The following is a 26,699-nucleotide window of genomic DNA, read 5'->3' as shown; positions in this document are numbered from 1 at the left end:
ACCTCAGTCCTTCGCCGCGCTGGGACCGATCCGCACGTCGAGCGGGAACGCGATCGGAAACGAGCCGAACAGCAGGAGCCGTGCCGCTTCCGCGGCGTCGCGCACCGCGCGCGCCGCCTCCTCGGCGCGCTCGGCCGGGGCGTGCACGATCACCTCGTCGTGCAGGAAGAAGGCCAGGTGCGGGCGCCGCGCGAAGACCGGACCAGACCGGCGCGCCGCCTTCTCCTCCGATACGGGCGGGATCTCGGCGAGCCGCGCGCGGAGATCCGCCAGCCAGGCCAGCGCCCATTCCGCCGCCGTGCCCTGCACGACGAAGTTGCGTGTGAAGCGCCCGTGGTCGCCGGCCAACCGCTTGGCGCGCTGCTCCTCTGCGGCACCGGCCGACGAACCGCGCTGCGCCTCGTGCCAGGCCGCGCCCGGGGGCGGCGAGACGCGCCCGAGCCAGGTCGAGACCTGCCCGCCGCGCTCCCCCTCCCGGGCGGCCGCGTCGACGAGCGCCATCGCTCGGGGGAACGCCTGGCGCAGCCGCGGCACGAGCCGGCCCGAGTCGCCGGTCGTCGCCCCGTACAGGGCACCGAGCATCGCCACCTTGGCCTCCGCCCGCGTCGCGGCGGTACCGTTGGCGACCAGCCCCTCATAGAGGTCGGCGCCCGCTGCCCGCGCCATCCGCTCGTCGCGCGCCATGGCGGCCAACACCCGTGGCTCCAGCTGTGCCACGTCTGCGTCGACGAGAACCCACCCCTCGTCGGCGCGCACGGCGGCGCGAAGCCCGCGCGGCAGTTGCAGCGCACCGCCGCCGGAAGACGCCCACCGGCCCGTGACCACGCCCCCCGGCACGTACACCGGGCGGAACCGACCGTCCTGCACCCACTCGGCCAGCCATGCCCACCCGTTGGCGGTGTACAACCGCATCAGCCGCTTGTACTCGAGCAACGGAGCCACGACGGGATGATCGTGCTCGGCGAGTTCCCACTTGCTCGTCGACTCCACGCGCACCCCGGCACGGTGCAGGGCGCGCAGCAGTTTCGGTTGCGAGTCGAGCGACGCCGCCGGGTCACCGAGCGCCTCGCGTACCGCCGTCGCTGCCGCGGCGATGCGCGACGGCATGCCGCCCGCCCCGCGCTCCCCCAGCTGTTCGCGCAGCAACGCGTCGTGCCGAGCCTCGTCCCAGGGCAGGCCCGCAGCGCGCAGCTCGGCGGCGACGAGCGAGCCCGCCGACTCCGCGGCCAGCAGCAGCCGCAGGCGGCCAGGGTCCGCCGAGCCGGCGACCGCCTCTTCCTGGCGCTCGTGCTCGGCTACCGTGTGCGCGAGCTCGGTGGCCGTCGGGCCGGCGGGGTCCAGCGCGAACAGGGCGTCATCCGCCTCCGCCGCGGGCGGGGCGTCCCAGACCGGATGTGCCCCGGCCACCTGGGGAACGGCGAGCGTGAGGATCGTCCGACAGAGGCGCAGGTCGTGGCAGCGCGACACCCGCACGCCCGCGGCGAGCAGCGGTGGATACCACTCGGCCGTGCTCGACCAGATCCAGCGCACGCCGCGCCCCGCACGACGGGCCTCGGCCTCACGGGCGGCGACCCACGCGGGCAGCTCGGCGTCGCTCAGCGGCCTTCGGCCCGCCTCCTCGGCCCCGTCGAGCGCCACCGCGACGATCGCTCCCCCGGAGGTGCGGCCGAGCACGATGCGATCGGCCGCCGCCCATGGCGAGGCGGGCGTCCCGGGGTCGTCAGAAGAGCCGCTCACCGTCGACCGCGGCGGTCTCGGTCACCGCGGTGTGGCCGTCGAGGTCGCGCCGAAACGACAGGCGCTTGTCCATCGACTCGTTCGCCGCCGCATCGGCCAGCTTGTTCTCGTTGCGCGGCACCCACTGGAACGTGACGCGCCGCGACCCGATCAGGTCGCGCGCGCGGCGCGCGAGCCCCTGCATGTCGGGATGCTTGATCTTCCATCGCCCCGTCATCTGCTCGACGACGAGCTTGGAGTCCATGCGCACGTGGATCGCGTCGGGGTCGCGCTCGACCGCCGCGGCGATCCCCGCGATCATGCCGTTGTATTCCGCCACGTTGTTCGTCGCGACGCCGACGAACACGCCGAGCTCACTCAGGACCTCGCCGGTGTCGGGATCGATCACGACGGCGCCGCCGGCGGCGACGCCCGGGTTGCCCCGCGAGCCGCCATCCGCCTCGACGATCAGTGTGCGCGTCATTCGAACCGCACCCCGCCCTCGGCCGAGGCGTTGAGGCCGCTCTCGTTCGTACGCACCAGGATCGTGCCGCACTCGGGGCAGTGGGCCACCTCGTCGAGCGGGGTCGCGCGGACGGCCGAGATGTCGCTGGGCGAGAGCGTCATGCGGCAGGCGCCGCACGTCGTCCGTGTGAAGAGCGCGGCGCCGATCCCCCGGGCCGCCAGCCTCTCGTACTCGCTGCGCAGATCGGCCGGCAACCGGCCCGTCAGCGCCTCCCGGTCGCGCTCCAGCTCGGCGAGCTCGCGCGCGGCCGAGGCCACCGCCTGCTTGGCCTCCTCGCTGAGTCGCCGCCCCTCGCCGGTCGTCTCGTCCAGCAGCGCCTGCTGCTCCGCCAGAGCCGCCTCCGCCTCGTCCCGTCGCTCCATCAGCTCGAGCTCAAGGGTCTCGAGCTGGTCGATACGGTTGCCGAGGGCCGCGATCTCCTCCTGCATCGCCAGCGCGTCGCGGGCGATCGCGGTCTGCCCGAGGCGCTGCTCGTCACGCTCGCGTCGTTTGCGGGCCACGTCGATGTCGCCCTCGATGCGCCTCAGCTCGCTCACGACATCGTCGCGCGCGTTGGTGCGCGACACGAGCTCGCGCCCCAGGGCGTTACGGTGCTCGATGAGCTCCTTCACGCGCGCCGCCTGCGGCGGATTGGTCCGGGCGGTCTCGGCCGCCTTCATCCGCCGATCGATGTCGGCGAGGTCCAGAAGCAGGAGTTGATCCGCGGGAGAAGCCTTCACTCCTCCAGCCTACGGCGCGGGCCAGCGCCCCGAGCGAGGGAGGCCGCAGCGCGCCCCGATAGACTCACCGCAGGGGCCTTTAGCTCAGCTGGTAGAGCACCTGGTTTACACCCAGGGTGTCGTCGGTTCGATCCCGGCAGGGCCCACGAGAGCCTCGCTCACCCTCGATCGCGACCGTGCCCGCTCGCCCGGCTCAGCGCGTCGGGACGATCAGCAGGGACTGGCCCACGTGATCCGCGCCGTTCACCGTCGGAACGGCGCTGCACCTCGCCACGCGGGGGATGCACCGGCTCGGGCGCTGTGCGGCCGACACCTGCGACAACGTCGTCGACGTCACGGGGAACGGACGCCAGCGTTACTGCTCCGTCCGCTGCGCGAACCGGTCGGCCGTGCAGCGGCACCGGGCCCGTGCCCGCACGCGCGGCCGACGCGGGGCCCATCCGTCGCGCTCCGGCGGTCAGATCGAGTGCTCGCCAGAGGCGATAGGCTGACGAGGACACGCGTGCGGCGTCGTCCCGACCGGGACCCTGCGCGCGCCGGCAATGTACGCGGCACGAACTGCCGCACTGACGAAAGGTCATCCGGTGGCTGTTCACGATCAGGATCCGTACTCGCAGGGGCCGCAGGACAGCGATCCCGAAGAGACCAGCGAATGGCAGCAGTCGCTGGACGAGCTCGTCGCGGCCAAGGGGCCGCAGCGTGCCCGTGAGGTGATGCTGAGCCTGCTGAAGCGCTCGAAGGAGCGTCGCCTCGGCGTGCCGATGGTTCCCACCACCGACTACGTCAACACGATCTCGGCCGAGGACGAGCCCGCATTCCCCGGCGACGAGGAGCTGGAGCGCCGGTACCGCCACTGGATCCGCTGGAACGCGGCCATCACGGTGCACCGCGCGCAGCGCCCCGGCATCGGCGTGGGCGGGCACATCTCGACATACGCCTCCGCCGCGTCGCTGTACGAGGTCGGCCACAACCACTTCTTCCGCGGCCAGGACGCCGGCAACGGCGGCGACCAGATCTTCTACCAGGGCCACGCCTCCCCCGGCATGTACGCGCGCGCGTTCCTCGAGGGCCGCCTCACCGAGCAGCAGCTCGACGGCTTCCGTCAGGAGAAGTCGGCCGCGCCGGTCGGCCTGCCGTCGTACCCGCACCCGCGTATGATGCCGGACTTCTGGCAGTACCCCACGGTGTCGATGGGCCTGGGGCCGATCAACGCGATCTACCAGGCGATGACGAACAAGTACCTCGCCAACCGGGGCATCAAGGACGTCGCCGACTCGCACGTGTGGGCGTTCCTCGGTGACGGCGAGATGGACGAGGTCGAGTCGCGCGGACAGCTCCAGGTCGCGGCCAACGAGGGGCTCGACAACCTCACCTTCGTGATCAACTGCAACCTGCAGCGCCTCGACGGCCCCGTGCGCGGAAACGGCAAGATCATCCAGGAGCTCGAGAGCTTCTTCCGCGGCGCCGGCTGGAACGTCATCAAGCTCATCTGGGGCCGCGGCTGGGACGACCTCCTCGCCCGTGACGTCGAGGGCGCCCTGCTGAACCTCATGAACACGACCCCCGACGGCGACTTCCAGACCTACAAGGCGGAGTCGGGTGCGTATATCCGGGAGAACTTCTTCGGGCGCGACCCGCGCGCCTTGGAGCTCGTCAAGGACTACACCGACGAGCAGATCTGGAACCTGCAGCGCGGCGGTCACGACTACCGCAAGGTGTACGCGGCGTACAAGGCGGCCATGGAGCACAAGGGCCAGCCGACCGTCATCCTCGCCCACACGGTGAAGGGCTACGGGCTCGGCCCGCACTTCGAGGGCCGCAACGCGACCCACCAGATGAAGAAGATGACGCTCGACGACCTCAAGCTGTTCCGCGACACGATGGACATCCCCGTCAGCGACGCGCAGCTCGAGGAGAACCCATACCAGCCGCCGTACTTCAACCCCGGCCCGCAGGACGAGACGATCCAGTACATGCTGGAGCGGCGCAAGGCGCTGGGTGGTTTCCTGCCCGAGCGCCGGTCGACGCACGTGGGCCTCGAACTGCCCCAGGACAAGGACTACTCCCTGCCCAAGAAGGGCTCGGGATCGCAGCAGGTGGCCACGACGATGGCCTTCGTGCGCATGCTCAAGGACCTCATGAAGGTCAAGGGCTTCGGCAACCGCATCGTGCCGATCATCCCGGACGAGGCGCGCACGTTCGGTATGGACTCGTACTTCCCGACCGCCAAGATCTACAACCCGCACGGCCAGAACTACACGTCGGTCGATCGCGAGCTGCTCCTGGCGTACAAGGAGAGCCCCGAGGGGCAGATCATGCACGTCGGCATCAACGAGGCCGGCGCGACCGCGGCGTTCACCGCCACGGGAACGTCGTACTCGACGCACGGCGAGCCGCTGCTGCCGGTCTACATCTTCTACTCGATGTTCGGCTTCCAGCGCACGGGCGACGCGTTCTGGGCCGCCGCGGACCAGCTGGCGCGCGGTTTCATCATCGGCGCCACCGCGGGCCGCACGACGCTCGCGGGCGAGGGCACGCAGCACATGGACGGGCACTCGCATCTGCTCGCCTCGACCAACCCGGCCGTGCTCAGCTACGACCCGGCGTACGGCTACGAGATCTCGCACATCGTGCAGTCGGGCATCGAGCGCATGTACGGCGGCCAGCACCCCGACCCCGACGTCATGTACTACCTCACCGTGTACAACGAGCCGATGGTGCAGCCGGCCGAGCCCGAGGGCGTCGACGTCGAGGGCATCGTCAAGGGCATCCACCGCGTCGCGGAGGGCGAGGGCGACGGTCACCGCGTGCAGCTGCTCGCCTCGGGCGTCGGCGTGCCGTGGGCGCTGGAGGCGCAGGAGCTGCTGAAGAGCGACTGGGGCGTCGTCGCCGACGTGTGGTCGGTCACGAGCTGGACCGAGCTGCGCCGCGACGGCCTCGCCGCCGACGAGCACAACTTCCTGCACCCGGACGACGAGCCCCGCGCCGCCTACCTGACCGAGAAGCTGAAGCACGCCGAGGGCCAGCCGTTCGTCGCGACGAGCGACTTCATGCACGCCGTCCAGGACCAGATCCGGCCCTGGGTGCCCGGGCCCTACGGCACCCTCGGCGCCGACGGCTTCGGCTTCAGCGACACGCGTCCCGCCGCCCGCCGCTTCTTCAAGATCGACGGGCCGTCGATGGTCGTCAAGGCGCTGCAGATGCTCGCCGAGCAGGGCAAGGTCGACCGCGCGGTCGTCGGCCAGGCCATCGAGAAGTACCGCCTGCACGAGGTCGGCGCCGGCACGTCCGGCAACGCGGGCGGGGATGCCTGAGTCCCGCACGGGCGAGGGGGCGAACGAACCCGACAAGGTCGCCACCCTCGCCTGGCTCCGGCGCATCTCGGGCGACCTCGCCACCGCCACCACCCGGCGGCTGGAGGAGTCGCTGCCGTGGTTTACCGAGATGCCGGCCGGGCGCCGCTCGGCCGTGGGCCTCGTCGCGCAGGCGGGCATCTCGTCGTTCATCCAGTGGTACGACGACCCCACCACGACGCCGTCCATCGCGGCCGACATCTTCGCCGCCGCCCCGCGCGAGCTGCTGCGCAGCGTCAGCCTGCAGCAGACCCTGCAACTGGTGCGCATCACGGTCGAGGTGGTCGAGGAGCGCGTCGCGAGCAAGAGCGAGCAACTGCGCGAGGCGATCCTGCTCTACTCGCGCGAGGTGGCGTTCACCGCGGCCGACGTCTACGCCCGGGCGGCCGAGTCGCGCGGGCTCTGGGACGCACGACTGGAGGCGCTCGTCGTCGACTCGATCCTCACCGGCGAGACCGACGAGGAGCTCCCCAGCCGCATCGCCGCGCTGGGATGGCACGGTCACGGCGAATCGTGCGTGCTCGTGGGCACGACACCGCGCGGCTTCGATGTGGACCAGGTGCGGCGCACCGCCCGCAAACTGGGCGTCGACGTGCTCATCGGCGTGCAGGGATCGCGCCTCGTGCTCGTGCTCGGCCGCGCCCACGCGCCGCGCGCAGCGGACAAGCCGGAGCTGCCGTTCGGCGAGATCGCCCGCGGGCTGGAGCCGCACTTCGGCGAGGGGCATCTCGTTCTCGGCCCGACCGTGGCGGCCCTCGTCGATGCGAGCCGCAGCGCCCGCGCCGCCCTCGCCGGGTTCGCCGTCGCGCGCGCCTGGCGCGGCGCGCCGCGCCCCGTCGAGGCGGACGACCTCCTTCCCGAGCGCGCCCTCGCCGGCGATCCCGTCGCGAAGCGCACCCTCGTCGAGCGGATCTATCAGCCGCTCGCCGACCACTCGACGGACCTCGTGACCACCCTGTGGGCGTACCTCGACAACGGGCGCTCGCTGGAGGCCACGGCTCGTGAGCTGTTCGTCCATCCCAACACGGTGCGGTACCGCCTGAAGAAGGTGGGCGACGTGATCGGATGGGATGCCACCGGGCCGCGGGAGGCGCTCATCCTGCAGACGGCCCTGATCCTCGGGTCGATGGGTACCGAGGCGACGCGTCGACGCCCCGCCGTGCGCCGGCCCCGCTGACCGTTCTCACACCTCGTCACGACGCGCTGTGAAACATGCACAACGCTTTTCCCGATTCTTGTGAGGCCAGCTCCACCGGAGCGCCCCGGATGATTGGCAGACTTGCAGAGTGATCGTCGTCGTATGCCCCGGACAGGGGTCGCAGACTCCCGGATTCCTCTCCCCCTGGCTCGAGCTCGACGGGGCGCGTGAGCGCCTTCAGTCGTACTCCGACGCGGCCCAGGTCGACCTGCTCGCCGCGGGCACCGAATGGGATGCCGATCGCATCCGCGACACGAGCGTGGCGCAGCCCCTCATCGTCGCCGCCAGCCTGCTGTCGTGGGCGGCGCTCACCGCGTCGGATGACCGCCCGGCGGGCGTGGCGGGTCACTCCGTGGGCGAGCTCGCCGCGTTGGCCGCCGCGGGCGTCATCTCCGACGAGGCTGCGATGCGCGTGGTGGGCGCGCGTGGCCGCGCGATGGCCGAGGCCGCCGCGCTCGCCGAGACCGGCATGAGCGCGGTGGTGGGCGGTGTCGAGGAGCAGGTGCTGCAGGCGATCGCCGACAACGACCTCGAGCCGGCCAACTACAACGGCGGCGGCCAGGTGGTCGCCGCGGGCGCCCGCGCCGATCTGGCGCGCCTCGCCGAGAACGCGCCGCGTGGCGCCCGGGTGATTCCGCTTCAGGTCGCCGGCGCGTTCCACACCCGCTACATGGCACCCGCCCGCGAGGCGCTCCGCGACGCCGTCCACGCGGTGGCGGCCGAGGCCTCCGACCCGGGCATGCTGCTGTGGAGCAACAGCGACGGCCAGCCCGTCGGCACCGGCGCGCGTGCTCTGGAGCTCATCTTGCACCAGGTGGCCAGCCCGGTGCGCTGGGACCTGTGCATGGCGTCGTTCGCCGAGCGCGGCGTGACGGGCATCATCGAGCTCGCCCCCGCCGGCGCCCTCGTGGGCCTCGCCAAGCGCGGCCTGAAGGGCGTGCCGTCCGTCGCCGTCAAGACTCCCGAAGACCTCGAGGCCGCTCGCGAGCTCCTCGCGACCGCCTGAACGGAAAGACCCGCATGCCCCTTCTCAAGGAATCCACCGGCGCCGCGCACTCCCGCATCTACGCGATGGGCGCCGCGCGCGGTGAGAACGCCGTCCCCAACGAGGACCTCATCGAACCGATCAACTCGAGCGATGAGTGGATCCGCCAGCGCACCGGCGTGGTCACCCGCACGCGGGCGAACCGCGAGACGGGCGCCCTCGAGCTCGCGACGGCCGCCGCGCAGGAGGCCGTGGAGAAGTCGGGCATCGACCCCGCGCAGATCGACCTGGTGATCGTCGCGACCATCAGCAACGTGCAGCAGACGCCGTCGATCGCGGCCGTGGTGGCCGACCGGATCGGCGCCACCCCCGCGGCGGCGTACGACATGAACGCCGCATGCGCCGGGTACTGCTACGCCATCGCCCAGGCCGACGCGCTCATCCGCTCGGGCGGGGCTCGCTACGCCATGGTCATCGGTGCCGAGAAGCTCAGCGACGTCGTCGACCCCACCGATCGGTCCATCTCGTTCCTGCTGGGCGACGGCGCGGGCGCGGCGCTGCTCGGCCCGAGCGAGACGCCCGGCGTCTCGGCGACGAGCTGGGGTTCGGACGGGTCGAAGGCGGGCCTGGTCGGTATGAACGCCACGCTCACCCAGTTCCGCGACGGCGAGGCCGCGTGGCCCACGCTCCGTCAGGAGGGCCCGAGCGTGTTCCGCTGGGCGGTGTGGGAGATGGCGAAGGTGGCCAAGGAGACGCTCGACAACGCGGGCGTGAAGCCGGAGGATCTGGCGGCGTTCATCCCGCATCAGGCCAACATGCGCATCGTCGACGAGTTCGCGAAGCAGCTGGGGCTGCCCGACACGGTCGCGATCGCGAACGACATCACGACGACCGGCAACACCTCCGCCGCCTCCATCCCGCTCGCCGCGCACCGGCTGCTGCAGGAGAGGCCCGAGCTCAGTGGCGGACTTGCCCTGCAGATCGGCTTCGGCGCCGGCCTCGTGTTCGCGGCACAGGTGGTCGTCCTCCCCTGAACCCGCGCCGGGCGCTCATAGACTGAGCGTCGGTTCTTTCGATCCCATCCACCCACAACACGCCTGAGGAGACACCATGGCACTCACCAACGACGAGGTCCTCGCCGGCCTGGCCGAGCTGATCACCGACGAGACCGGCATCGACGCTTCGGAGGTGGCGCTCGAGAAGTCGTTCACCGACGACCTCGACATCGACTCCATCTCCATGATGACGATCGTGGTGAACGCCGAGGAGAAGTTCGGCGTCACGATCCCCGACGACGAGGTCAAGAACCTCAAGACGGTGCAGGACGCCGTCTCCTTCATCACCAACAACCAGTGACGGCGCCGGCGCCACGCCCACGCGGGCGTGGCGCCGCGACAGTCCCGGATCGAGGAACCACAGCATGACCAAGCGCATCGTCGTGACCGGAATCGGCGCATCGTCAGCCATCGGCGGCACCGCTCCGGAGAACTGGCAGAACCTGCTGGCGGGCGCCTCGGGCGCTCGCACGCTCGAGCACGACTGGGTCGAGGAGTACCAGCTCCCCGTCACCTTCGCCGCCGAGGCCGTCGTCCGGCCCGAGACGGTGCTCGACCGACCCATGGCGAAGCGCCTGGACCCGGCCTCGCAGTTCGCGATGGTCGCGGCGATGGAGGCCTGGCAGGACGCCGGTGCCCCCGAGGTGGCGCCCGAGCGGCTGGGCGTCGACTTCGCCACCGGCATCGGCGGTGTCTGGACGCTTCTCGACGCGTGGGACACCCTGCGTGAGAAGGGACCGCGTCGGGTCATGCCGATGACCGTCCCGATGCTCATGCCGAACGCCGCGGCCGGCAACCTGTCGCTGCACTTCAACGCGCGCGCCTTCGCCCGTACGGTCGCTTCCGCCTGCGCGTCGAGCGTCGAGTCGATCGCGAGCGCCTATGAGCACATGCAGCTCGGCCTGGCCGACGTCGTGATCGCGGGCGGCACCGAGTCGGCGATCCACCCCATCACGGTGGCGGCGTTCGCGTCGATGCAGGCGCTTTCGCGCCGCAACGACTCCCCGGAGACCGCGTCGCGCCCGTTCACCTCCGACCGCGACGGCTTCGTCATGGGCGAGGGCGCTGCCGTGCTCATCCTCGAGACCGAGGAGCACGCACTGGCGCGCGGCGCGAAGATCTACGCACGCCTGGCCGGTGCCGGCACGACGGCGGATTCGTACCACATCACGGCCAACGACCCCTCGGGTCAGGGCGCTGCCCGTGCGGTCAAGCTCGCGCTCGAGCAGGCCGGCGCGGCGCCCGACGAGGTCACGCACATCAACGCGCACGCGACGTCGACCCCGGTGGGAGACGTGGCCGAGTACGCGGCGCTGAAGTCGGTGTTCGGCGACCGCGTGCACGAGATCCCGATCTCCGCGACGAAGGCCTCCACGGGCCACCTTCTGGGCGGCACGGGCGCCATCGAATCGGTCTTCTCCGTGCTGGCCGTCAAGGAGCGCGTCGCTCCCCCGACGATCAACCTCGTGAACCAGGACCCGGAGATCCCGGTGCGCGCCTCGTCGCAGCCGCAGCCTCTGGGCGACGGCCCGCAGCTGGCGATCAGCAACTCCTTCGGCTTTGGCGGACACAACGCCGTGGCGGCGTTCGCCTCCTACGACGACTGACGCGTCGACCGACGCACTGCGGCCGCCCGGGATCCTTCACCGGGCGGCCGCAAGTCTTCCATGCCGTCTGCGCGGCGCGGGGGGCTCAGCCCACCTTGTGCAGCCACACGACGGGCGACTCGTCGCTCGCGTGGCGGAACGGCTCCAGCTCCTCGTCCCACGCCGCGCCCAGAGCGATCGACAGTTCGCGCTGCAGCTCGAACGCGTCGCCCGCCGCGACCTCCATCGCGTAACGGATGCGGTCCTCCGGGATGACGACGTTGCCGGCCGTGTCCATCTGTGCGTAGTGGATACCGAGGTCGGGCGTATGCATCCACCGGCCGCCGTCGCTGCGCGGCGTCGGATCCTCGGACACCTCGAAGCGCAGGTGCTCCCAACCGCGAATCGCGGTCGCCAGCGCGGCGCCGGTACCCGCCGGCCCCTCCCAGTAGAACTCCGCGCGGCGCGCGCCGGGCATCATCGGCTGGTCCGCCCACTCGAAGGCGACGGCGCGGCCCAGTGACCGCCCGACCGCCCATTCCAAGTGCGGACACAGCGCTTTCGGCGCGGAGTGGATGTAGACCACTCCGCGCGCCTGTGGTGTCGCCATGATCTCTCCGTTCGTCAGGTACGTCTTCCCCTACGACCTGACCGGCGATCCGGCTGACAGAAGTGTTCGGTTGCGCCTCGATTATCGCCCACACCCGCGCTAATCACAAGCGCGTCATTCTGCGGCGTGAGGCGCTTCTCAACCGCGACGGTGCCTCCACACGTCGGAGGTTGTCAAGGCGCTTTTGATGTCGGCGCGCGTGCCGTGGAATGCCGCCATGAGCACCGACACGCGAGACTTCACCCCCCAGACCGCCATCATCACTGCCTCCGACTCGGGCATGGGCCGGGCCACGGCCGTCGCGCTCGCCCGGGCGGGCCTCGACATCGGCGTGACATGGCACAGCGATGAGGAGGGCGCGCGTGAGACCGCGCGTCTTGTCGAGGCCGAGGGCCGGCGCGCCGTCGTCTCGCACCTCGACGTGACCGACATTCCCGCGTGCGGCGACGTGATCGACACGCTGGCGGACGAGCTCGGCGGCGTGGACGTGTTCGTCAACAACGCCGGCACCGGTGAGAGCACGCTGTTCGTCGACCTCGATCTGGAAACCTGGCGCCGCACCGTGACCACCGATCTCGAGGGCGCCTTCGTCGTCATGCAGCGCGCGGCGAAGCGGATGGTCGCGGCCGGACGTGGCGGCCGGATCGTCGGCGTCACGAGCGTGCACGAGCACCAGCCGAAGGTCGGCTCCTCGGCATACGACGCCTCGAAGCACGGGCTCGGCGGGCTGCTCAAGACCATGGCGATCGAGTTGGCCGATCACGGCATCACGGTCAACGCCGTCGCGCCCGGCCTCATCGCCACCCCCATGACGGGAATCGACCCGAGCGAGGCGTCGCAGACGCGGCGACCCGGCATCCCGATCGCGCGGCCCGGCGTGCCAGAGGAGATCGCCGCGGTGATCGCGTTCCTCTGCTCCCCCGCCGCCTCCTACGTCACGGGCGCCAGCTGGCCCGTCGACGGCGGCATGCTGCAGATGGGCCCGATGGCGGGCGCCAGCCTCGAGAGCGACGACTGGCGCAGTGTCTGACGCGGCGGCCGCCGCGGTGCGGTGCGGGGGCGTCCGCACGTGCAGGCGATTCCCCCACTCCGTGCCACGCTGGAGGCGTGACACCGACACACGGGCTCGTTCGCGCGGTCGAGGCGGCGGCGGCAGCCGAGGGGTTCGCGCTCGACCCCGATCAGCAGGGCGTGCTGCACCGACTGGCCGCGCTCGGGAGCGATCTTTCCGGTACCGCACCGGAGCGTGAGCCGGCGCGGGGTCTGTACCTGCATGGCGACGCCGGTCGAGGGAAGACGTGGTTGGCCGACGCCTTCTTCACCGCGCTGCCGATCCGCCGCAAGACCCGTGTTCACTTCCATGGCTTCTTCGACGAGCTCCACCGCCGGGTCTTCCCGCACCGCAGCGCGCCGGGCGCCCTCGAACGTGCCCTCGACGACGTGATCGGCGAGAGCCGCCTTCTCCTCTTCGACGAGCTGCATCTGCACGACTCGGGAGACGCTCGCCTGCTCACGCGACTGCTCGAGCATGTGTTCACCCTCGAACTCACCGTCGTCGCCACCTCGAACTACGCGCCAGACGACCTTTTGCCCGACCCGATCTGGCATCACACCGCCGAGCCCGGCATCGCCCTCATCAAGGGCAACATGGACGTCTGTGCGCTGCGGGCACCGATCGACTACCGCACGCTCGAGCACGATCACACGCGTGGCTTCGCCTCCGGCACCTGGTCGACCACGCCGCCTCCGCGCGCGGCACCCGAGCCGAAGGCCATCCACGTGCGGGGCCGCGCCTTCCTCGTGACGTCTGCGGAGGGCGGCGAGTTGACGGCCACGTTCGATCAGCTCTGCCGCACACCCACGTCGACCGCGGAGTACCTGGAGTGGTCCCGCCAGTACACGCGCTGGGCGATCACGGGCATCCCTGCCTTCGGCGCGGCCGATCCGCAGGCACAGCAGCGCTTCATCAACCTGGTCGATGTGCTCGTCGACGCCGACGTCCCGGTCCGCTTCTTCGCCGCGGTCGACCTCGACAGGTTCCTGGCGGATGCGTCGCAGCGCCCCGACGCGTTCCGCATGGCGAGCAGACTGCAGCTCGTGCGCACGGCGGACGCGGCCCTATCGCGCGGGCGGTGATGTCACCGCGCCGATCCGCGCGGGAAGGTGGCCCCGGAGGATGCCGCGCACGCCTCAGCGGCGCACGGCGGCCTGAGCCGCGATGCGGACGGGCGCGTCCCCCGGACCGTACCCGGTGTATCCGCCACGCCGTTCCACGACCTCCAGGAACAGGCCGCCGAGATCGCCGGTGTAGAAGTGCAGCAACTCGCCGGTCCCATCGCGGTCGACGAGGATCCCCAGATCGCGCCACCGCGCCAGCGTCTGGTCGTCGAAACCGAACCGCGCCCGGAGATCGGCGTAGTAGTTCTCGGGCGGTCGGAGCGGGGTGATGCCCGATGAGAGGAGACGCGCCGCCACCCCTTGGGCGTCGTCCGTCGCAAACGCCACGTGTGCCGAGAACCCGGTCGACGACAGTGCACCCAGCGTGCTGGGCACCTGGTTGAGAACCCAGCGGATGCCGCGGGCGGGCGACTCGAACACCTTGCTGCGAACGAGACCTCGCGGACTGGCGACATCCGCCTCCGAGCGTGCCTCCACCCGCAGCATCGACTCGAGGAACAGCGCTGCGGCATCGAAGCGCGTCCTCGCTTCGGGGGTGTTCACGTGATCGATGCGAAAGTCTCCCGGTACCGACACTGACGACGAACGGCCGAACTCCTGCATCCATCCGGACGACCGGTCGTCGACGAACACGAGCTCCCAGCCCCCGGGTGAGACGACGCCCGGCAGCTCCGCCTCACCGTCGGGAACGGGGCGCGACACGCGCCGTGCACCGAGGGCCTGGGCGCGCTGAGCCGCGGCGACCGCGTCGGGAAGGCGCACCGCGACGGACGCGACACGAGTGCCGCCCGCCGCTGCCGGGCTGATCACCACGCGCGCGTCGCCGTTCTCGAAGAGCTGCGCCTGCGAGCGCCGGTGCTGACCCACGAAGACGAACCCGAGCGCTGTCAGAACGTCGCCCACATCGCTCGGACGGTCGGTGCGCAGCTCCACGTGGTCGAACCGCTCCACCGGATCGATCTTGGGGACCGCCGTGAGCGCGGCGGCCTCCGCGCTTCCCGAGCCGAGAGCGCCACGAACGCGCTGCTGCAACCAGATGAGCGAGCGCATGCCGTCGACCGCCGTCTCGACGGCGTCCGCCTCGCGGAAGACGTCGTTGAAGATCTCGAGCGAGAGGGGGCCGTCGTAACCCGCGCGCATGAGCTGAGCAACGAACTCCGTCAGATCGAAGTCGCCCTCGCCGGGGAACAGCCGGTGGTGCCGGCTCCACGGCAGCAGACCCATGTCGAGCGCCGGCGCGTCCGCGAGCTGGACGAAGAAGATCTTCTCCGTGGGGATGTCGGTGATCGCCGCGGGACTGTCCCCGCGGGCGAGGATGTGGAACGAATCGAGGCACACGCCGAGCGCCGGATGGTCAGCCCGTCGGACCAGCTCCCAGGCGCGCCCGTACGTGTTGACGTGAGTGCCCCACGCGAGGGCCTCGTACGCGATGCGCATCCCGCGCCGTGCCGCCAGCTCCGCGGCGCGGCGCAGCTGATCGACCAGCGTGGCGGTGTCGTCCGTCGTCGCCGTGGCCACGTTCGAGCACACGAGGAGGGTGTCGGCCCCCAGTTGCTCCATCAGCGCGAGCTTCTCGTCGAGCCGGCGCAGATTGTCCTGGAACATCTCCTCGTCGACGCCCTCCAGATCGCGGAACGGCTGGTAGAGATCGATCGTGAGCCCCAGACGCTGCGTGCGGGCGACGATCTCCGGCACGCTGAGCGGAGACACGACGAGGTCGAGCTCGAAGATCTCGATGCCGTCGAATCCCGCGGCCGCGGCCGCCTCCAGCTTCTCCTCCAGCGTGCCCGACAAACAGACGGTCGCGATGGCTGTCCTCACGACTGCTCCTTCCTCTCGTCTCGCCGCTTCGCGGTCAGCGGCGAGCCCGGCCGGGTGGCGAGCCACCCGGCCCGGCTCGCGCCGCTTACGCCTTCGTGTCCTGCAGCCCCTTGGCCGCGGCGGTCTTCTCCCCGCCACGCGTGTGGACCTCGTCGATCTGCTCCAGGGTGAGGAATGCCGTCTCCCGGCCGGCGACCGCGGCGATGATCGACACGAGGCACATCGCGCTGACGAACACCGCGGGCAGGAGCCAGCCGTCGAGCTGCTCCCCTGCGAGGAGCGTGGCGGTCGCGGGGGCGAGCGCACCGGAGACGGCGAAACCGATCTGGGTGCCCAGCGCGAGCCCGGTGGCACGCACGCGGGTGGGGAACATCTCGGCGTACAGCGACGGCCAGATCGCGTTCGAGGCGGAGTACAGCAGTCCCGACATCAGGATGCCGAACAGGAAGATGAGCGGCCACGCGCCCTCGGCGATCGCCCAGAGGTACGCGTACATGAGGAGACCGGGGCCCGCCACGCCGACGATGAACACCGGGCGCCGCCCGACCCGGTCGGCGATGCGTGCTGCCACCGGGATGGCACCCAGCGCGACGAGGTTGGCGAGAACGGGAATCCACAGCATCTGCGACCGGTCCAGGCCGTGGCCGTTGGTGGCGAACGTGATCGACCACACGGTGAAGATCATGTTCACCGTGTTGACCATCGCCGCGACGGCGACCCGCAGCACCGCGAGCTTGTGGAACCTCAGCACCTGGGTCAGGGGCGAGACCCGGCGCTCGCCGTGCTGCACCTCCTCCTCGAACCGCGGCGGCTCCTCCAGGCTCCGGCGGATGAGGTAGGCCACCACGACCACGACGGCCGAGACCCAGAAGGGGACGCGCCAGCCCCATCCCTGCAGGTCCGGCTCCGGCAGGAACGCGGTGAACGGGATGAAGACGATGGTGGCGAGCAGCGTGCCGAACTGTGTGCCGTGCAGCGTCCAGCTCGTCGTGAGGGCACGGCGGTTCTCGTCCGAGTGCTCGAGCGAGATGGAGATCGCGCTGGCCTGCTCACCGGACGCCGACAGGCCCTGGAGGATTCGGCAGATCACCAGGAGCACGGGGGCGAGCAGCCCCACCTCCTCGTACGTCGGCAGGCACCCGACGGCGAAGGTCGCGCCGCCCATCATGAACAGAGTCAGCATGAGGACGAAGCGGCGTCCCAGCCGGTCGGCGAGCGGCCCCATCAGCAGCGCGCCGAGCGGCCGTACGGCGTATGCCACGCCGACGGTGCCCATCGCCAGCAGCACGCTCACGGCGGTGGGTGCATCCTCCGGGAAGAACAGGTGATTCAGGATGAGCGCCGCGGCCGTGCCGTACACGGCGAAGTCGTAGTACTCGAGCGCCGATCCGATCCAGCTCGCGATGGCGGCGCGCCGCGGCGTCCGTGCCGGGGCTTCGGGTTGTGGTGCGTGGGTCATGTCGATCTCCTTTGATCAGTCGGGATTACGTCAGGGCGCCGTCGACGCGGTGAGCGCCGGCGGTGCGGGAACGGTGATGGGAGCGCCGCCGGCGGCGGCGGAACGGCGGGCGGCGAGCACGAGACGCAGCGACTGCAGCCCGTCGCGTGCGGTCACCAGGGGCGCGGCGGCGCCGTCGACAACGTCGAGGAAGTGGTTCAGCTGCTCCGTCAGGGGGTCGACGGCGGCGAAGGGCACGACATCGCGCTCGGCCTGGCGCCACCACGACGCCTCCCCGACGGCCCGGGATCGGCGCAGCGTGGGGACGGAGAGCGAGCCGAGGCGACCCGCGAGGTGATAGCAGTCCTCGTCCTCGGCACGGTCGTACGAGGGATTCTCACCGCTGGTCTGCTCCCAGGAGCGGAACGACGATGCGGCGTCCGAGAGGATGAAGGTGCCGAGCGCACCCGAGGCGAACTCCAGCGTGAGCGCCGCGGTGTCCTCGACCTCGAATCCGCGCGCCTGCGAGGAGGCGACGCACCGCACGCGGACGACCTCGCCCGCCAGGTAGCGCATCGCGTCCACGTCGTGCACGAGGTTGATCAGCAACGGCCCGCCGCCCTCCTCGCGGCGCCACGGTGCCTCTTCGAAGTACGACGCAGGCTTGCTGAAAAGGGCCGAGCCCGTGACGGCCACGAGCGGACCGAGCTCTCCCGACTCCACGATCTGCCGCGCGGTGCGCAGCACCCCCGAGTAGCGGCGGTGGTGGCCGACGAGGATCGGCACTCCCGCGCGGTCCGCGGCCTCGATGATCCGGAGGGCCTCCTCCTCGGTGTCGGCCAGCGGCTTCTCCACGAGGGCCGGCGTGCCCGCGGCCACCGCGCGCAGCGCCACGTCGGTGTGCAGGACGTTCGGCGTCGCGATGATGACGCCATCGGCTTCGGCGTACACGCGCTCCGGGTCACCGAGGTGCGCTCCCTCGAGCTCGGGCGGAACCGCTGCCCCCGACGCGAGAACGGGGTCGATCACCGTCACCCTGTCGACGCGCTCGTGGGCGAGCAGCCGCGCGATGTGCTGGCGGCCGATGAGGCCCGCACCGATCACGGCGATGTGCGCTGGCATCGCATCTCTCCTTTGAGTTGCCATTATGCGGCAATCATTGCTAAACAGTGGGATCACACTATCGTGGTCGAGGGCGAGCACGTCAAGCGGCACGGAACGAGGGAGTGCGATGTCGACGAATGCGGGCGGCACCGTCGCGAAAGGGCTCGAGGCCCTGCGACTGCTCGGCGAGTTCCCCGAGGGCGCCACGGCCGCCGAGGTCGTCGCCCGGCTCGGGCACCCGTTCTCGACGACCTACCGGCTCCTGCATGCCCTGACCGAGAGTGGCTTCGTCGAGTACTCCCCCACCGACAAGCGATATCGGCTGGGCATCCCGGTGTTCGCCCTCGCCACGCGCGTCGCGCACGCCCGCGGCTTCGACGGCACGGCCCTGCCGGTGTTGCGCGAGTTGAGCCGCCAGACGGGCGAGAGCGTGCTCCTGCTTGCCCGCGACGGGGATGAGACCGTCACCGTTCACAAGATCGACGGCCCCCAGTTCCGCACGACCACCGACCCCGGCGACCGCGGACCGCTGCACTCGAGCGCCGCGGGCAAGATGCTGCTCGCCGCCCTGCCCGAGCGCGAACGGCGCGACACCGTCGCGCGATTGCGCCTCTCGGCCCGGACCGCCGCGACTGTGACCAGCGAGAACGAGCTTCTCGCCCAGCTCGAACGATTCGGCCGCCAAGGCTGGGCGGGGCAGAGCGAGGAGCATGACGCGGGCATGAGCGCGATCGCTGCGGTCGTCCCGCACGGCACGTCGCCGACCCTCGCGCTCGCGATCGCCGCGCCGCTGTTCCGCGTCGACCTTGCGGGACTGCAGAGGCACGCCCCGGCGCTTCGCGACGCGGCGGCCCGGCTCGGCGCCCTCCTGCCGCGCCCCTGACCGACAGCGGCGCCACGCGGCGCCGTCTCCCAAACGAGAGGATCCACCGTGACGACAGAGCGTCCCACCCCCCTACGCGTCGGGCTGATCGGAGCGGGCATCCAGCGGTCGCTCTCGCCCCTGCTCCACGAGGCCGAGGCGCGGGAGCAGGGATTCTCGCTGCGTTACGAGCTGTTCGACGTCGATGTGCTCCGGCAGAAGGACCCGGCACGGTTGATCGCGGCGGCGCGCGACCTCGGATACGCGGGGCTCAACATCACGCATCCGCTGAAACAGCGGGTCGTGCCGCTCATGGATGCGCTCTCCGATCAGGCCGCGGCGATCGGCGCGGTGAACACCGTGGTGTTCGAGCCGGACGGGCGCACGGTCGGACACAACACCGACGTGTCGGGGTTCGCCGGGATGATCAGCCGAGGCGTCGGGGATGTCCGCGGACACCGCGTGCTCCAGCTGGGCGCGGGCGGTGCCGGCTCGGCGGTGGCGCACGCCCTGCTCGCGATGGGCGTCTCGCGCCTCGAGATCCGTGACCTGGACGCGGCCCGCGCGGAACGCCTCGCCGCCTCCCTCGTCGGACGAGAGGTCGAGGTCGTCGGGGCCGGCTTGGATGGCGCCGCCCAAGCCCTCGCGGGGGCCGACGGACTGATCAACGCGACATTCGTCGGTATGGTCGGCCACCCCGGCACGCCGGTCCCTCTCGACGCCGTCCGCGCATCACACTGGGTCGCAGACATCGTGTACTTCCCCGCACGCACCGAACTGCTGCAGGGAGCGGAGGAACGCGGCGCCCGCATCGTGGGAGGTGCCGACATGACCGCCATCCAAGCCGCCGATGCCTTCCGCCTCATCACGGGCAGGGAACCCGACACGGAGCGCATGCTCGCTCACATCGCCCGCCTGGTACGCGATCGGCTCGCGGACGAGCGCGCGGGCACGGCGGTCTGACCCGCGCCGACCGTTCCGCGGGTCGTTTCTCCGCGCGCTTTTGAGAAGCGTCCGGACTGCAGCGGGGCGGCCCTCGAGTCGGTGGGGCGGGCGGGACTCGAACCCGCGGATCGTCGAGTTCTGCACGCACCGAGCGTCGGCCCTTGTCCCTAGTGATCGTAAGGGAAAGCCCCGGTACAGCACCAGTTTCTACGTGTCGCTAACAGGACGCGATGGCGAATGTGGACGGTAAGTGGACGCCAGACGAGCTAGCATCGATCTTCGTTCAGGACGTCACGGCGATCCTCGCTGTCCTTCACCCAATCTCCCAGACGGGTCGCGCCCCGTTGCCACCCAGGCCGATGGCCCCGGCTTGGAGACGAACGTCTCGGTGGTGCGCAGGCAAGCCGCGATCCTGTCTGAGTGCTTCGTCGAGCAACATCCGTAGATCTACGCGGCAGTTGAACGTCACGACGATCGCTGCAACTCATTCCAGAATGGGACGGCCCTCCTAGATTGAACTGAGCTGGCGTGATCAGGCGTGCCGGAAGCACTGTTTAGGCGCATCCGCTCTGATCCCTGCGTGTCTAGCCTCACAGTTGTGGGACGCGCGGCACCCAGTCACGTTCGAGCGCGATCGCGGCGAGCGGAGACGGAGTTGCGCCGGCCAGTGCGATCTGCGCGTGGATTACCCACTCCGTCGGGTATCGTCCCGGATCCAACTCATTATCGATCGCTCGCGGTTGGGAATCGCGTCCCATCGCTGGTGCCGCGGATGTCAGGCTGACCTAGACCGGAGGCGAGAGCCGTTTGATCCGGGCGCTGATCCTTGTCCTCGCGGGCCTGTATCGCGAGGAATACGGCGTGGCTTTGCTCAAGATTCATGAGTACTTTTCGGCGAGGTGCTCGGCGAGGGTGCGGGGAGGGGTTCCGGTGATCGTTTTGATCGCGTCGCTGACGGGGGCCATGACGCCGCTCGCGATGGCCGTGTAGGTGCTCACCCAGGCGTCGACCTGCCAGCTGGGCGCACCGTAACCGGCGCGGGATGCGTATGCCTCCTCGATCGTCTCGTCGTAAAAGGTCACCTTTCTCCCGCGGGCTTCGCTGATGACGTGCGCGACCTCGGCAAGCGTGAGCGCCTCACGCCCGGTGATCTCGTAGGTTCTGTAAGCGTGCTCGGTCGGGCTGGCGAGAATCGCGGCGGCCGCGCGTGCGACGTCGTACCGGGCGACGAGGGCGCAGCGCCCATCACCGGCCGGGCCACGGATGATGCCGTCGTCGCCGATCAGGGCTTCCATGAAGTCGATGTAGAAGGAGTTCCTGAGGAACGTCCAGGTCATTCCCGAGGACTTGATGTGTTCCTCGGTGGCGTAGTGGTCGCGGGCGAGGGTGAAGGTTGCGTCAGGAGCGGCGCCGATGAAGGACGTGTAGATGACGTGACGGACGCCTGCGGCGGCAGCCGCGTCGATAAATGCTCGGTGCTGGTTGACTCGCTCGGCGCTCTCAGAAGCAGAGACCATGAAGAGGGTATCGACGCCCTCAAGGGCGTTCCGGGAGGCGTGCTGATCGGCGTAGCTGAACGGGTACACGGTGGCGCCGGGCAGGATCGGCGCTTTCGCAGGGGTACGCACGAGGAGGCGCTGCGGAAGGTGGCGGTTTGCGAGCTGCTGCGCGACGAAGCCGCCGAGGACGCCGGTGGCGCCAGTGACGGCAATAGGGGCGGTGTTCATCAGATGTTCCTGTTGGTGGTTGCGAGCTGGTGGATGAGGTCCGCGGCGTCGCCGTCGATGCTGGCGCTCTGGCTTGCCAGGGACGCGGGGACGCCGGCGTGGTCGCGATTGATGCGGATGAGCTTTGCCCCAGGAATGTGGGCGGCAAGACGCTCCATCGGCCACCTGATGACGCCAGGGGTGTTGAAGCCGCTGCCGATCTCGAGGATCGCGAGGCTTTCGCCGCGCTCACGGGTCTGACCGAGCCACGCGTTCAGGCCGTCGAGCTGAGGGGTGAAGTGGTCGTTGATGTACCAGGCGCCGGCGTAGACGTTGAGGAACACGTCGCCGCCGCAGTTGGGGCAACTGGGGATTGCCGCCTCGGAGGTTTGACCGGTTGCGGGGTCGTAGTCCTTGAGCGCGTGGGCGATGATCGGGCGGGCGTCCCACACCTGCCGAGTGCACGGGGTGAGGCACTGGTAGAGCGCGTAGTCGCCTTGCGGCGTGTAGACGCGGTCATGGTCGAAGCCGTTGCGGGTGAAGAAGGCGTCGACGTTCGATGACATGACGAAGTGCTCGCGGTCGCCGACGACGTTCCGCAGGGCCTGGTAGAGCGGGTTGGGCTCGTCTCCGAGTCGAATATCGTCGACGTGCACGGCCCAGTAGCCCCAGTTGTATCGGGGCGGCAACGGGTGGCCGATGAGTTCGTATCGCGCGCTGAACCCGGCGGCACTGAGCGCCGGAAAGAGCTCACGAAACCGCGCCTTGTCGGTGTAGTCATACCCGGCAGCCGCAGAAAGACCCGCGCCGGCGCCGATGAGGACACGATCCGCGTCGCGGATCCATGACAGGGCGTCACCCAGGGAACCGTCACCGGCGACCAGCTGCGGGAACGAGTGATGATGGCGGCTCATCGGGCGACCACACCTTCCAGGGCGCCGCGGTATGCGGCCTCGTCCACGTCGGCGAAGAGGCTGACGATCACCCTCAGCGTGCTGTCCGGGTGGGACCCAAAGTGCTCCGTGATGGCCTCGAGGCAGATCTGGGCGGCCGGCGCCTTGGGGAAGCCGAACACGCCAGTGGAGACGCTGCAAAGCCCCACGCTCGCGATAGCGGGGTGCTGTTCGGCGGCGGAGAGGATGCTGCGGTAGCTCGAAGCGAGAGCGGCGCGGTGACCCTCATTGAGCGCCCCGGTCACAATGGGACCTACGGTGTGGATGACGTAGGAGGCCGGCAGCTGATAGCCACCGGTCACCACGGCCGTCCCTGTCGGTTCCAGATGGCCTTGCGCTCGCATGTGCTCGTGGCATTCGAGTCGCAGTCGAGGCCCGGCGGCTGCGTGGATGGCGTTGTCGATGCAGGCGTGGCCCGGCGTGAAACACCCCAGCATTTGAGAGTTCGCGGCGTTGACGATCGCGTCCGCTTGCAGGGTGGTCAGGTCGCCTCGCCAGAAGCCCACCCGGTCAGCTGGGAAGCCGGGCAGCTCCACCCCGTCGTCGACGAGGGTGGGGAGATCAGCCGCCAGAATGAGCTGGCGGTTCTCACGCTCGTGAGCCAGGAGCGCTTCAACACCCTCGAGGATGTGTGCGGGAATCGGCCTCGGCCTTCGAATTGTGAGCAGCGCCGCGAGCATCCGCCGCTGCTCGCCCGCGGCGTCCGGGGCCGGAGTGGCATGTGCGGCGCCCGTGCTTTCGAGAAGTTCCGCGGCGAAGTAGTCGACCAGTTCCGGCAGAGCAGCCGTCATGACGCAACTCCGAAGCGCTCGCGCGCCTCAAGGATCGGGCCCATATGCTCCTTCGCCCAGTCTTCAAGGGCCTTAAGCGGCTGACGAAGGGTCTGTCCGGCCTCGGTGAGCTCGTAGTCGACGCGGACCGGCACCGCAGCGGTGACGGTGCGCCGCACGAGCCCGTCCTGCTCCAAGGCGCGCAGCGTCTGCGTCAGCATCTTCTGGGAGACGCCGTCAATACGGCCCCCGAGCTCCGAGAACCGCAGCGGACCATCCGCCAACGCTCCGACGACAAGGACTGTCCAGCGATCGCCGATCCGATCGAGCAGCTTCCTTGTCGGGCAGTTGCGGTCGTACGGGTTCCACTCCACGAGCAACCTCCAGTATCAGAAAAACCAGCAAGGCACTTTCCGGTGCCTACTTCCTTTGGGCCTGTAGGTCTCTTATGGTAACTCATGCATCGACCAGCCGGACCCGGAATGGAAGAAGCGCCCTGGTGAGACCCGATCAGGGCAAAGGCAACACCTAAGGAATCCCGCCATGCCCCGCACCACCAATCGCGCTGCCGTTATCGGCGGCATCGCGATCGCCGCCTTCGTTCTCGCCGGCTGCACCAACACCACCACGCCCGATTCCGAAACTGAGGAGAACCCCATGGCTAACGAGCTGACCCCCGCTGAGATCGTCAGCACCGCAACGACCGCTGTCTTCGGCGAGCGGGACCTGAGCGCCATCGACGAGTACTTCGGCCCGACCTACACCCAGCACTCCACCCTCGCCGCCGATGGCCTCGAGGGGCTTCGCACCCTCGCGGGCTCGCTTCCCGACAACTTCCGCTACGAGCCCGCCCGCCTCCTCGCCGAGGGTGAGCTCGTCGTCACTCAGGGCACCTACTACGGCTTCGGCCCCGACGCCCTTACCGGGTACGACGTCTGGCGCGTTGAGGACGGGAAGATCGTCGAGCACTGGGACTCCCTGACCCCGGTGGTTGGCGAGACCGCCAGCGGTCGCAGCCAGACCGACGGCCCGACCGAAGTCACCGACCTCGACAAGACCGCCGAGAACAAGCAGCTGGTCACCGACTTCGCCGAGCAGGTCCTCGTCGGCGGCGACTACAGCCTGCTCACCGACTACATCTCCACCGAACAGTACGACCAGCACAATCCGGAAGCCGCCGACGGCCTCGCAGCCTTCGGCGCCGCCGTCGAGCAGTGGGCGGCAGAGGGCAAGACGCTCGACTACAAGAAGGTCCACCAGGTCATCGCACAGGGCAACTTCGTGTTCACCCGCGCCGAAGGCAACTTTGGTGTTCCCTCGATCTACAACGACCTGTGGCGCGTCCAGGACGGCAAGATCGTCGAGCACTGGGACGTCGTCATCCCCGTGCCGACCGAGCGGCCTCACACCAACGGCGTCTTCTGACGCCACCGAACAACGACCGACAGCACGCCGCCGGTCAGCCGGGCCCCTCAGAATCGACGCCAACTGAGGGGCCCGCCCCCGTCCTTAGCCCCTCTTGCAGGTCCGGCGGCGCCGTGCATGTGAAGCTGAGGCCATGACCACTCCGCTGCCGCTCGACCTAGGCGATCGCGTCGGCGTTGTCGGTGACGCCCACGGGAACACCCGCTTTATCGTCGAGGCGATCTGGTCTCTCGCTGAGCGGGGCGTTTCGAGTGTGGTTCAGCTCGGTGACTTCGGCTTCATCTGGCGGCGTGGCGACGCGGCCGGTGCGGCGCTTTCGGTCGTGAATGCTGCTTTGCGGATCGCTGACCTTGATTTGCTTGTCGTGCTCGGCAACCACGAGAACTACAACGTGCTGGCCTCGCTCCCCCGCGACGAGCACGGTTGTATCCGCATCGGGCGGGTCGTCATCCTTCCCCGCAGCGGCCGCGCCACGGCGGCGGGCCGCGCTGTCGGGTGGCTTTCCGGGGCATCGAGCATCGACCGTTCACGTCGGCGACGGGGCCTCGAATGGTGGCCAGCAGAGGTGCCTTCCGACGATGAGGCTGCCGCGCTGGTTGACGCGCCCGGGACAGCCGATATCGTCTTCGCGCACGAAGCCATACGGGAACCCGCCCTGCTTGCTCAACTAGAGTCCGGGTGGAGCGCAGTCGACGCGCAGTACGCGAACGACGCCCAGGAACAGTTCACCGCACGAATCGCCTCGGTACTCACCGACGGCGGTGTCGTCGTGTCCGGGCATCACCACCGGCGTCACACCGCCACCGCCACCCTCGCTCGCCCCGACGGCACGGAAATCCGGGCGCGAAGCGAGATCCTCGCCCACGAGTTCCAAGGGCCATCCGTCGGAATCCTCGACATCCCCACCCGGCAACTTGAGACGTGGATGCTCGACGAGCAACGTCAGCACCGAGCGGGGGCGGAGTTCGCGCAGCTGCGGAAACGACTCGTGGTGAATGACCGTGCGCTCGCCGCCCGGCTCGGCGTCGAACTCAAGACACTGCGGCGACTCACCACCGGCGCACTCCCTGCACCAGACAGCATGCTCACAACGATGCGCACCTGGCTGGAGACGGCCAGCTCGCACCCGCCACATCCCCGACGGGGGCGCGATGCCCACACCCCGGCCGAGCGCGGAACCGAAGTGGAGTAGCAGCTTGCTCCGACCACCCCTCCAAGGATCGACGGCGACGAAGATGACTGAGACATGCCACGATGCAGGTGTCGACGGGCCCGCCGTCGAGCGAGCCCCGTTGCGGCGGCCGGCGCCCACCGAGCGTGAACGCCGAGCCGCCGCTCGAGTAGTCGCGCGAGCCCGGCAGGCTCGCGGCGAAGCGATCCCGGAATGGATCGCAGAGCTTGCCAGGCAAGGCCCCAAGGGCCTCAGCCTTTGACACCGCCACACCAATGCGCCGCGTTGGGGGTCGAGACACGACATGACAGGCTGAGCCGAATCGCTGACTAGTGCGCCCAGCTACTTGGACATGCCGGCGTTTCGGCGCGCACCGACGAGGAACGTATATGCGGATGCGTGAAGCCCCCGCGCCGCCCGCGTACCTCCGCGGTCTTGCTCCCGTTCGATCGCACGCTCAACGCGTCGCGACGCAGCCCGCAGCGACCTGGCCGGAAGCGCAGTCAGCCGATCGAGCACTTCACCGGAGTACGGCTCCTCAAGAGAGGAGGTCATGCTCCCGAGCGACACGTGAGGCG

At 69.9% G+C, this 26,699-nt stretch carries 23 protein-coding genes, 1 tRNA gene and 1 pseudogene; 14 read left to right on the top strand and 11 right to left on the bottom strand.

The genetic code is table 11. The features are described from left to right. Positions 1-3 precede the first annotated feature (3 nt). The 3 genes from N8N77_RS00905 to N8N77_RS00895 are packed head-to-tail and all read right to left on the bottom strand — an operon-like array spanning position 4 to position 2,961. Positions 4-1,737: a bifunctional 3'-5' exonuclease/DNA polymerase gene (locus N8N77_RS00905; protein WP_261163931.1), complete on the bottom strand. Its 1,734-nt coding sequence runs from the start codon at positions 1,735-1,737 to the stop codon at positions 4-6. Beyond that, positions 1,721-2,200 carry a reverse transcriptase-like protein gene (locus N8N77_RS00900; protein WP_261163929.1) on the bottom strand — a complete coding sequence of 160 codons (480 nt, stop codon included), beginning with the start codon at positions 2,198-2,200 and terminating at the stop codon, positions 1,721-1,723. Before N8N77_RS00900 ends, N8N77_RS00905 begins: the two co-directional genes overlap by 17 nt. After that, positions 2,197-2,961, bottom strand: coding sequence for a zinc ribbon domain-containing protein (locus N8N77_RS00895; RefSeq protein WP_261163928.1), 765 nt, complete (start codon positions 2,959-2,961; stop codon positions 2,197-2,199). Before N8N77_RS00895 ends, N8N77_RS00900 begins: the two co-directional genes overlap by 4 nt. 73 nt (positions 2,962-3,034) lie before the next feature. Between N8N77_RS00895 and N8N77_RS00890 the strand changes: the two genes are divergently transcribed. The 8 genes and pseudogenes from N8N77_RS00890 to N8N77_RS00855 all read left to right on the top strand — a co-directional run bounded on the left by N8N77_RS00890 (position 3,035) and on the right by N8N77_RS00855 (position 11,159). After that, positions 3,035-3,107 (top strand) — tRNA-Val (locus N8N77_RS00890). A 56-nt stretch (positions 3,108-3,163) separates the two neighbouring features. Then, positions 3,164-3,374 (top strand): annotated as a pseudogene (locus N8N77_RS00885) (CGNR zinc finger domain-containing protein); the annotation flags it as partial. Between the two features lie 171 nt (positions 3,375-3,545). Beyond that, positions 3,546-6,275: a pyruvate dehydrogenase (acetyl-transferring), homodimeric type gene (aceE, locus tag N8N77_RS00880; protein ID WP_261163926.1), complete on the top strand. Its 2,730-nt coding sequence runs from the start codon at positions 3,546-3,548 to the stop codon at positions 6,273-6,275. Then, the gene (locus N8N77_RS00875; RefSeq protein ID WP_261163925.1) at positions 6,268-7,491 is read left to right on the top strand and encodes a CdaR family transcriptional regulator; all 1,224 of its coding nucleotides are present in this window, start codon (positions 6,268-6,270) and stop codon (positions 7,489-7,491) included. Before aceE ends, N8N77_RS00875 begins: the two co-directional genes overlap by 8 nt. A gap of 109 nt (positions 7,492-7,600) precedes the next feature. Next, positions 7,601-8,518 carry an ACP S-malonyltransferase gene (locus N8N77_RS00870; protein WP_261163923.1) on the top strand — a complete coding sequence of 306 codons (918 nt, stop codon included), beginning with the start codon at positions 7,601-7,603 and terminating at the stop codon, positions 8,516-8,518. A 14-nt stretch (positions 8,519-8,532) separates the two neighbouring features. After that, positions 8,533-9,531: a beta-ketoacyl-ACP synthase III gene (locus tag N8N77_RS00865; RefSeq protein ID WP_261163921.1), complete on the top strand. Its 999-nt coding sequence runs from the start codon at positions 8,533-8,535 to the stop codon at positions 9,529-9,531. Between the two features lie 76 nt (positions 9,532-9,607). Next, positions 9,608-9,853, top strand: a complete 246-nt coding sequence (locus N8N77_RS00860) for an acyl carrier protein (RefSeq protein ID WP_261163919.1) — start codon at positions 9,608-9,610, stop codon at positions 9,851-9,853. 64 nt (positions 9,854-9,917) lie between these two features. Then, a complete protein-coding gene (locus tag N8N77_RS00855; RefSeq protein ID WP_261163916.1) occupies positions 9,918-11,159 on the top strand; it encodes a beta-ketoacyl synthase in 1,242 nt (413 codons plus the stop codon). A gap of 85 nt (positions 11,160-11,244) precedes the next feature. Here N8N77_RS00855 and N8N77_RS00850 read toward each other — a convergent pair whose 3' ends face one another. Beyond that, positions 11,245-11,748 (bottom strand): DUF3145 domain-containing protein, encoded by a 504-nt coding sequence (locus tag N8N77_RS00850; RefSeq protein WP_261163914.1) that lies wholly within the window; start codon positions 11,746-11,748, stop codon positions 11,245-11,247. Between the two features lie 217 nt (positions 11,749-11,965). Here N8N77_RS00850 and N8N77_RS00845 point away from each other — a divergent pair, with 217 nt between their 5' ends. Both N8N77_RS00845 and zapE read left to right on the top strand, forming a co-directional pair. Next, positions 11,966-12,778 (top strand): SDR family oxidoreductase, encoded by an 813-nt coding sequence (locus N8N77_RS00845; protein ID WP_261163913.1) that lies wholly within the window; start codon positions 11,966-11,968, stop codon positions 12,776-12,778. A 77-nt stretch (positions 12,779-12,855) separates the two neighbouring features. Beyond that, positions 12,856-13,884 (top strand): cell division protein ZapE, encoded by a 1,029-nt coding sequence (gene zapE, locus N8N77_RS00840; protein WP_261163912.1) that lies wholly within the window; start codon positions 12,856-12,858, stop codon positions 13,882-13,884. Between the two features lie 54 nt (positions 13,885-13,938). On the opposite strand, the gene N8N77_RS00835 is transcribed toward zapE, so the two are convergent. The 3 genes from N8N77_RS00835 to N8N77_RS00825 all read right to left on the bottom strand — a co-directional run bounded on the left by N8N77_RS00835 (position 13,939) and on the right by N8N77_RS00825 (position 18,307). After that, complete coding sequence (locus tag N8N77_RS00835) at positions 13,939-15,747, bottom strand: sugar phosphate isomerase/epimerase and 4-hydroxyphenylpyruvate domain-containing protein (protein WP_261163910.1); 1,809 nt, start codon at positions 15,745-15,747, stop codon at positions 13,939-13,941. 85 nt (positions 15,748-15,832) lie between these two features. Beyond that, positions 15,833-17,206 (bottom strand): MFS transporter, encoded by a 1,374-nt coding sequence (locus N8N77_RS00830; RefSeq protein WP_261163909.1) that lies wholly within the window; start codon positions 17,204-17,206, stop codon positions 15,833-15,835. Between the two features lie 30 nt (positions 17,207-17,236). Beyond that, a complete protein-coding gene (locus tag N8N77_RS00825) occupies positions 17,237-18,307 on the bottom strand; it encodes a Gfo/Idh/MocA family protein (RefSeq protein ID WP_261163907.1) in 1,071 nt (356 codons plus the stop codon). A gap of 109 nt (positions 18,308-18,416) precedes the next feature. Between N8N77_RS00825 and N8N77_RS00820 the strand changes: the two genes are divergently transcribed. Beyond that, complete coding sequence (locus tag N8N77_RS00820) at positions 18,417-19,172, top strand: IclR family transcriptional regulator (RefSeq protein WP_261163906.1); 756 nt, start codon at positions 18,417-18,419, stop codon at positions 19,170-19,172. Positions 19,173-19,220: 48 nt separating this feature from the next. Then, positions 19,221-20,114: a shikimate dehydrogenase gene (locus N8N77_RS00815; RefSeq protein WP_261163904.1), complete on the top strand. Its 894-nt coding sequence runs from the start codon at positions 19,221-19,223 to the stop codon at positions 20,112-20,114. 860 nt (positions 20,115-20,974) lie between these two features. Here N8N77_RS00815 and N8N77_RS00810 read toward each other — a convergent pair. The 4 genes from N8N77_RS00810 to N8N77_RS00795 are packed head-to-tail and all read right to left on the bottom strand — an operon-like array spanning position 20,975 to position 23,899. Beyond that, positions 20,975-21,823: an SDR family oxidoreductase gene (locus N8N77_RS00810; RefSeq protein WP_261163902.1), complete on the bottom strand. Its 849-nt coding sequence runs from the start codon at positions 21,821-21,823 to the stop codon at positions 20,975-20,977. Next, entirely contained in the window at positions 21,823-22,716 is an 894-nt protein-coding gene (locus N8N77_RS00805) for a hypothetical protein (protein ID WP_261163901.1), read from the bottom strand. The genes N8N77_RS00810 and N8N77_RS00805 overlap by 1 nt, the downstream gene beginning before the upstream one ends. Further along, a complete protein-coding gene (locus tag N8N77_RS00800; RefSeq protein ID WP_261163899.1) occupies positions 22,713-23,546 on the bottom strand; it encodes a macro domain-containing protein in 834 nt (277 codons plus the stop codon). The genes N8N77_RS00805 and N8N77_RS00800 overlap by 4 nt, the downstream gene beginning before the upstream one ends. Then, positions 23,543-23,899, bottom strand: a complete 357-nt coding sequence (locus tag N8N77_RS00795; RefSeq protein ID WP_261163898.1) for a helix-turn-helix domain-containing protein — start codon at positions 23,897-23,899, stop codon at positions 23,543-23,545. The genes N8N77_RS00800 and N8N77_RS00795 overlap by 4 nt, the downstream gene beginning before the upstream one ends. 169 nt (positions 23,900-24,068) lie before the next feature. On the opposite strand from N8N77_RS00795, the gene N8N77_RS00790 reads away from it, so the two are divergent. Then, on the top strand, positions 24,069-24,950 hold the full coding sequence (locus N8N77_RS00790) for a nuclear transport factor 2 family protein (protein ID WP_261163897.1): 882 nt from the start codon (positions 24,069-24,071) through the stop codon (positions 24,948-24,950). Positions 24,951-25,083: 133 nt separating this feature from the next. After that, complete coding sequence (locus tag N8N77_RS00785; RefSeq protein ID WP_261163895.1) at positions 25,084-26,142, top strand: metallophosphoesterase; 1,059 nt, start codon at positions 25,084-25,086, stop codon at positions 26,140-26,142. Positions 26,143-26,699 lie beyond the last annotated feature (557 nt).

The sequence above is a fragment of the Microbacterium sp. Marseille-Q6965 genome, from assembly GCF_946151065.1.
Lineage (GTDB): Bacteria > Actinomycetota > Actinomycetes > Actinomycetales > Microbacteriaceae > Microbacterium.
The sequence above is the reverse complement of the archived record's forward strand: the minus strand, read 5'-3'. Positions and strand labels throughout refer to the sequence as shown.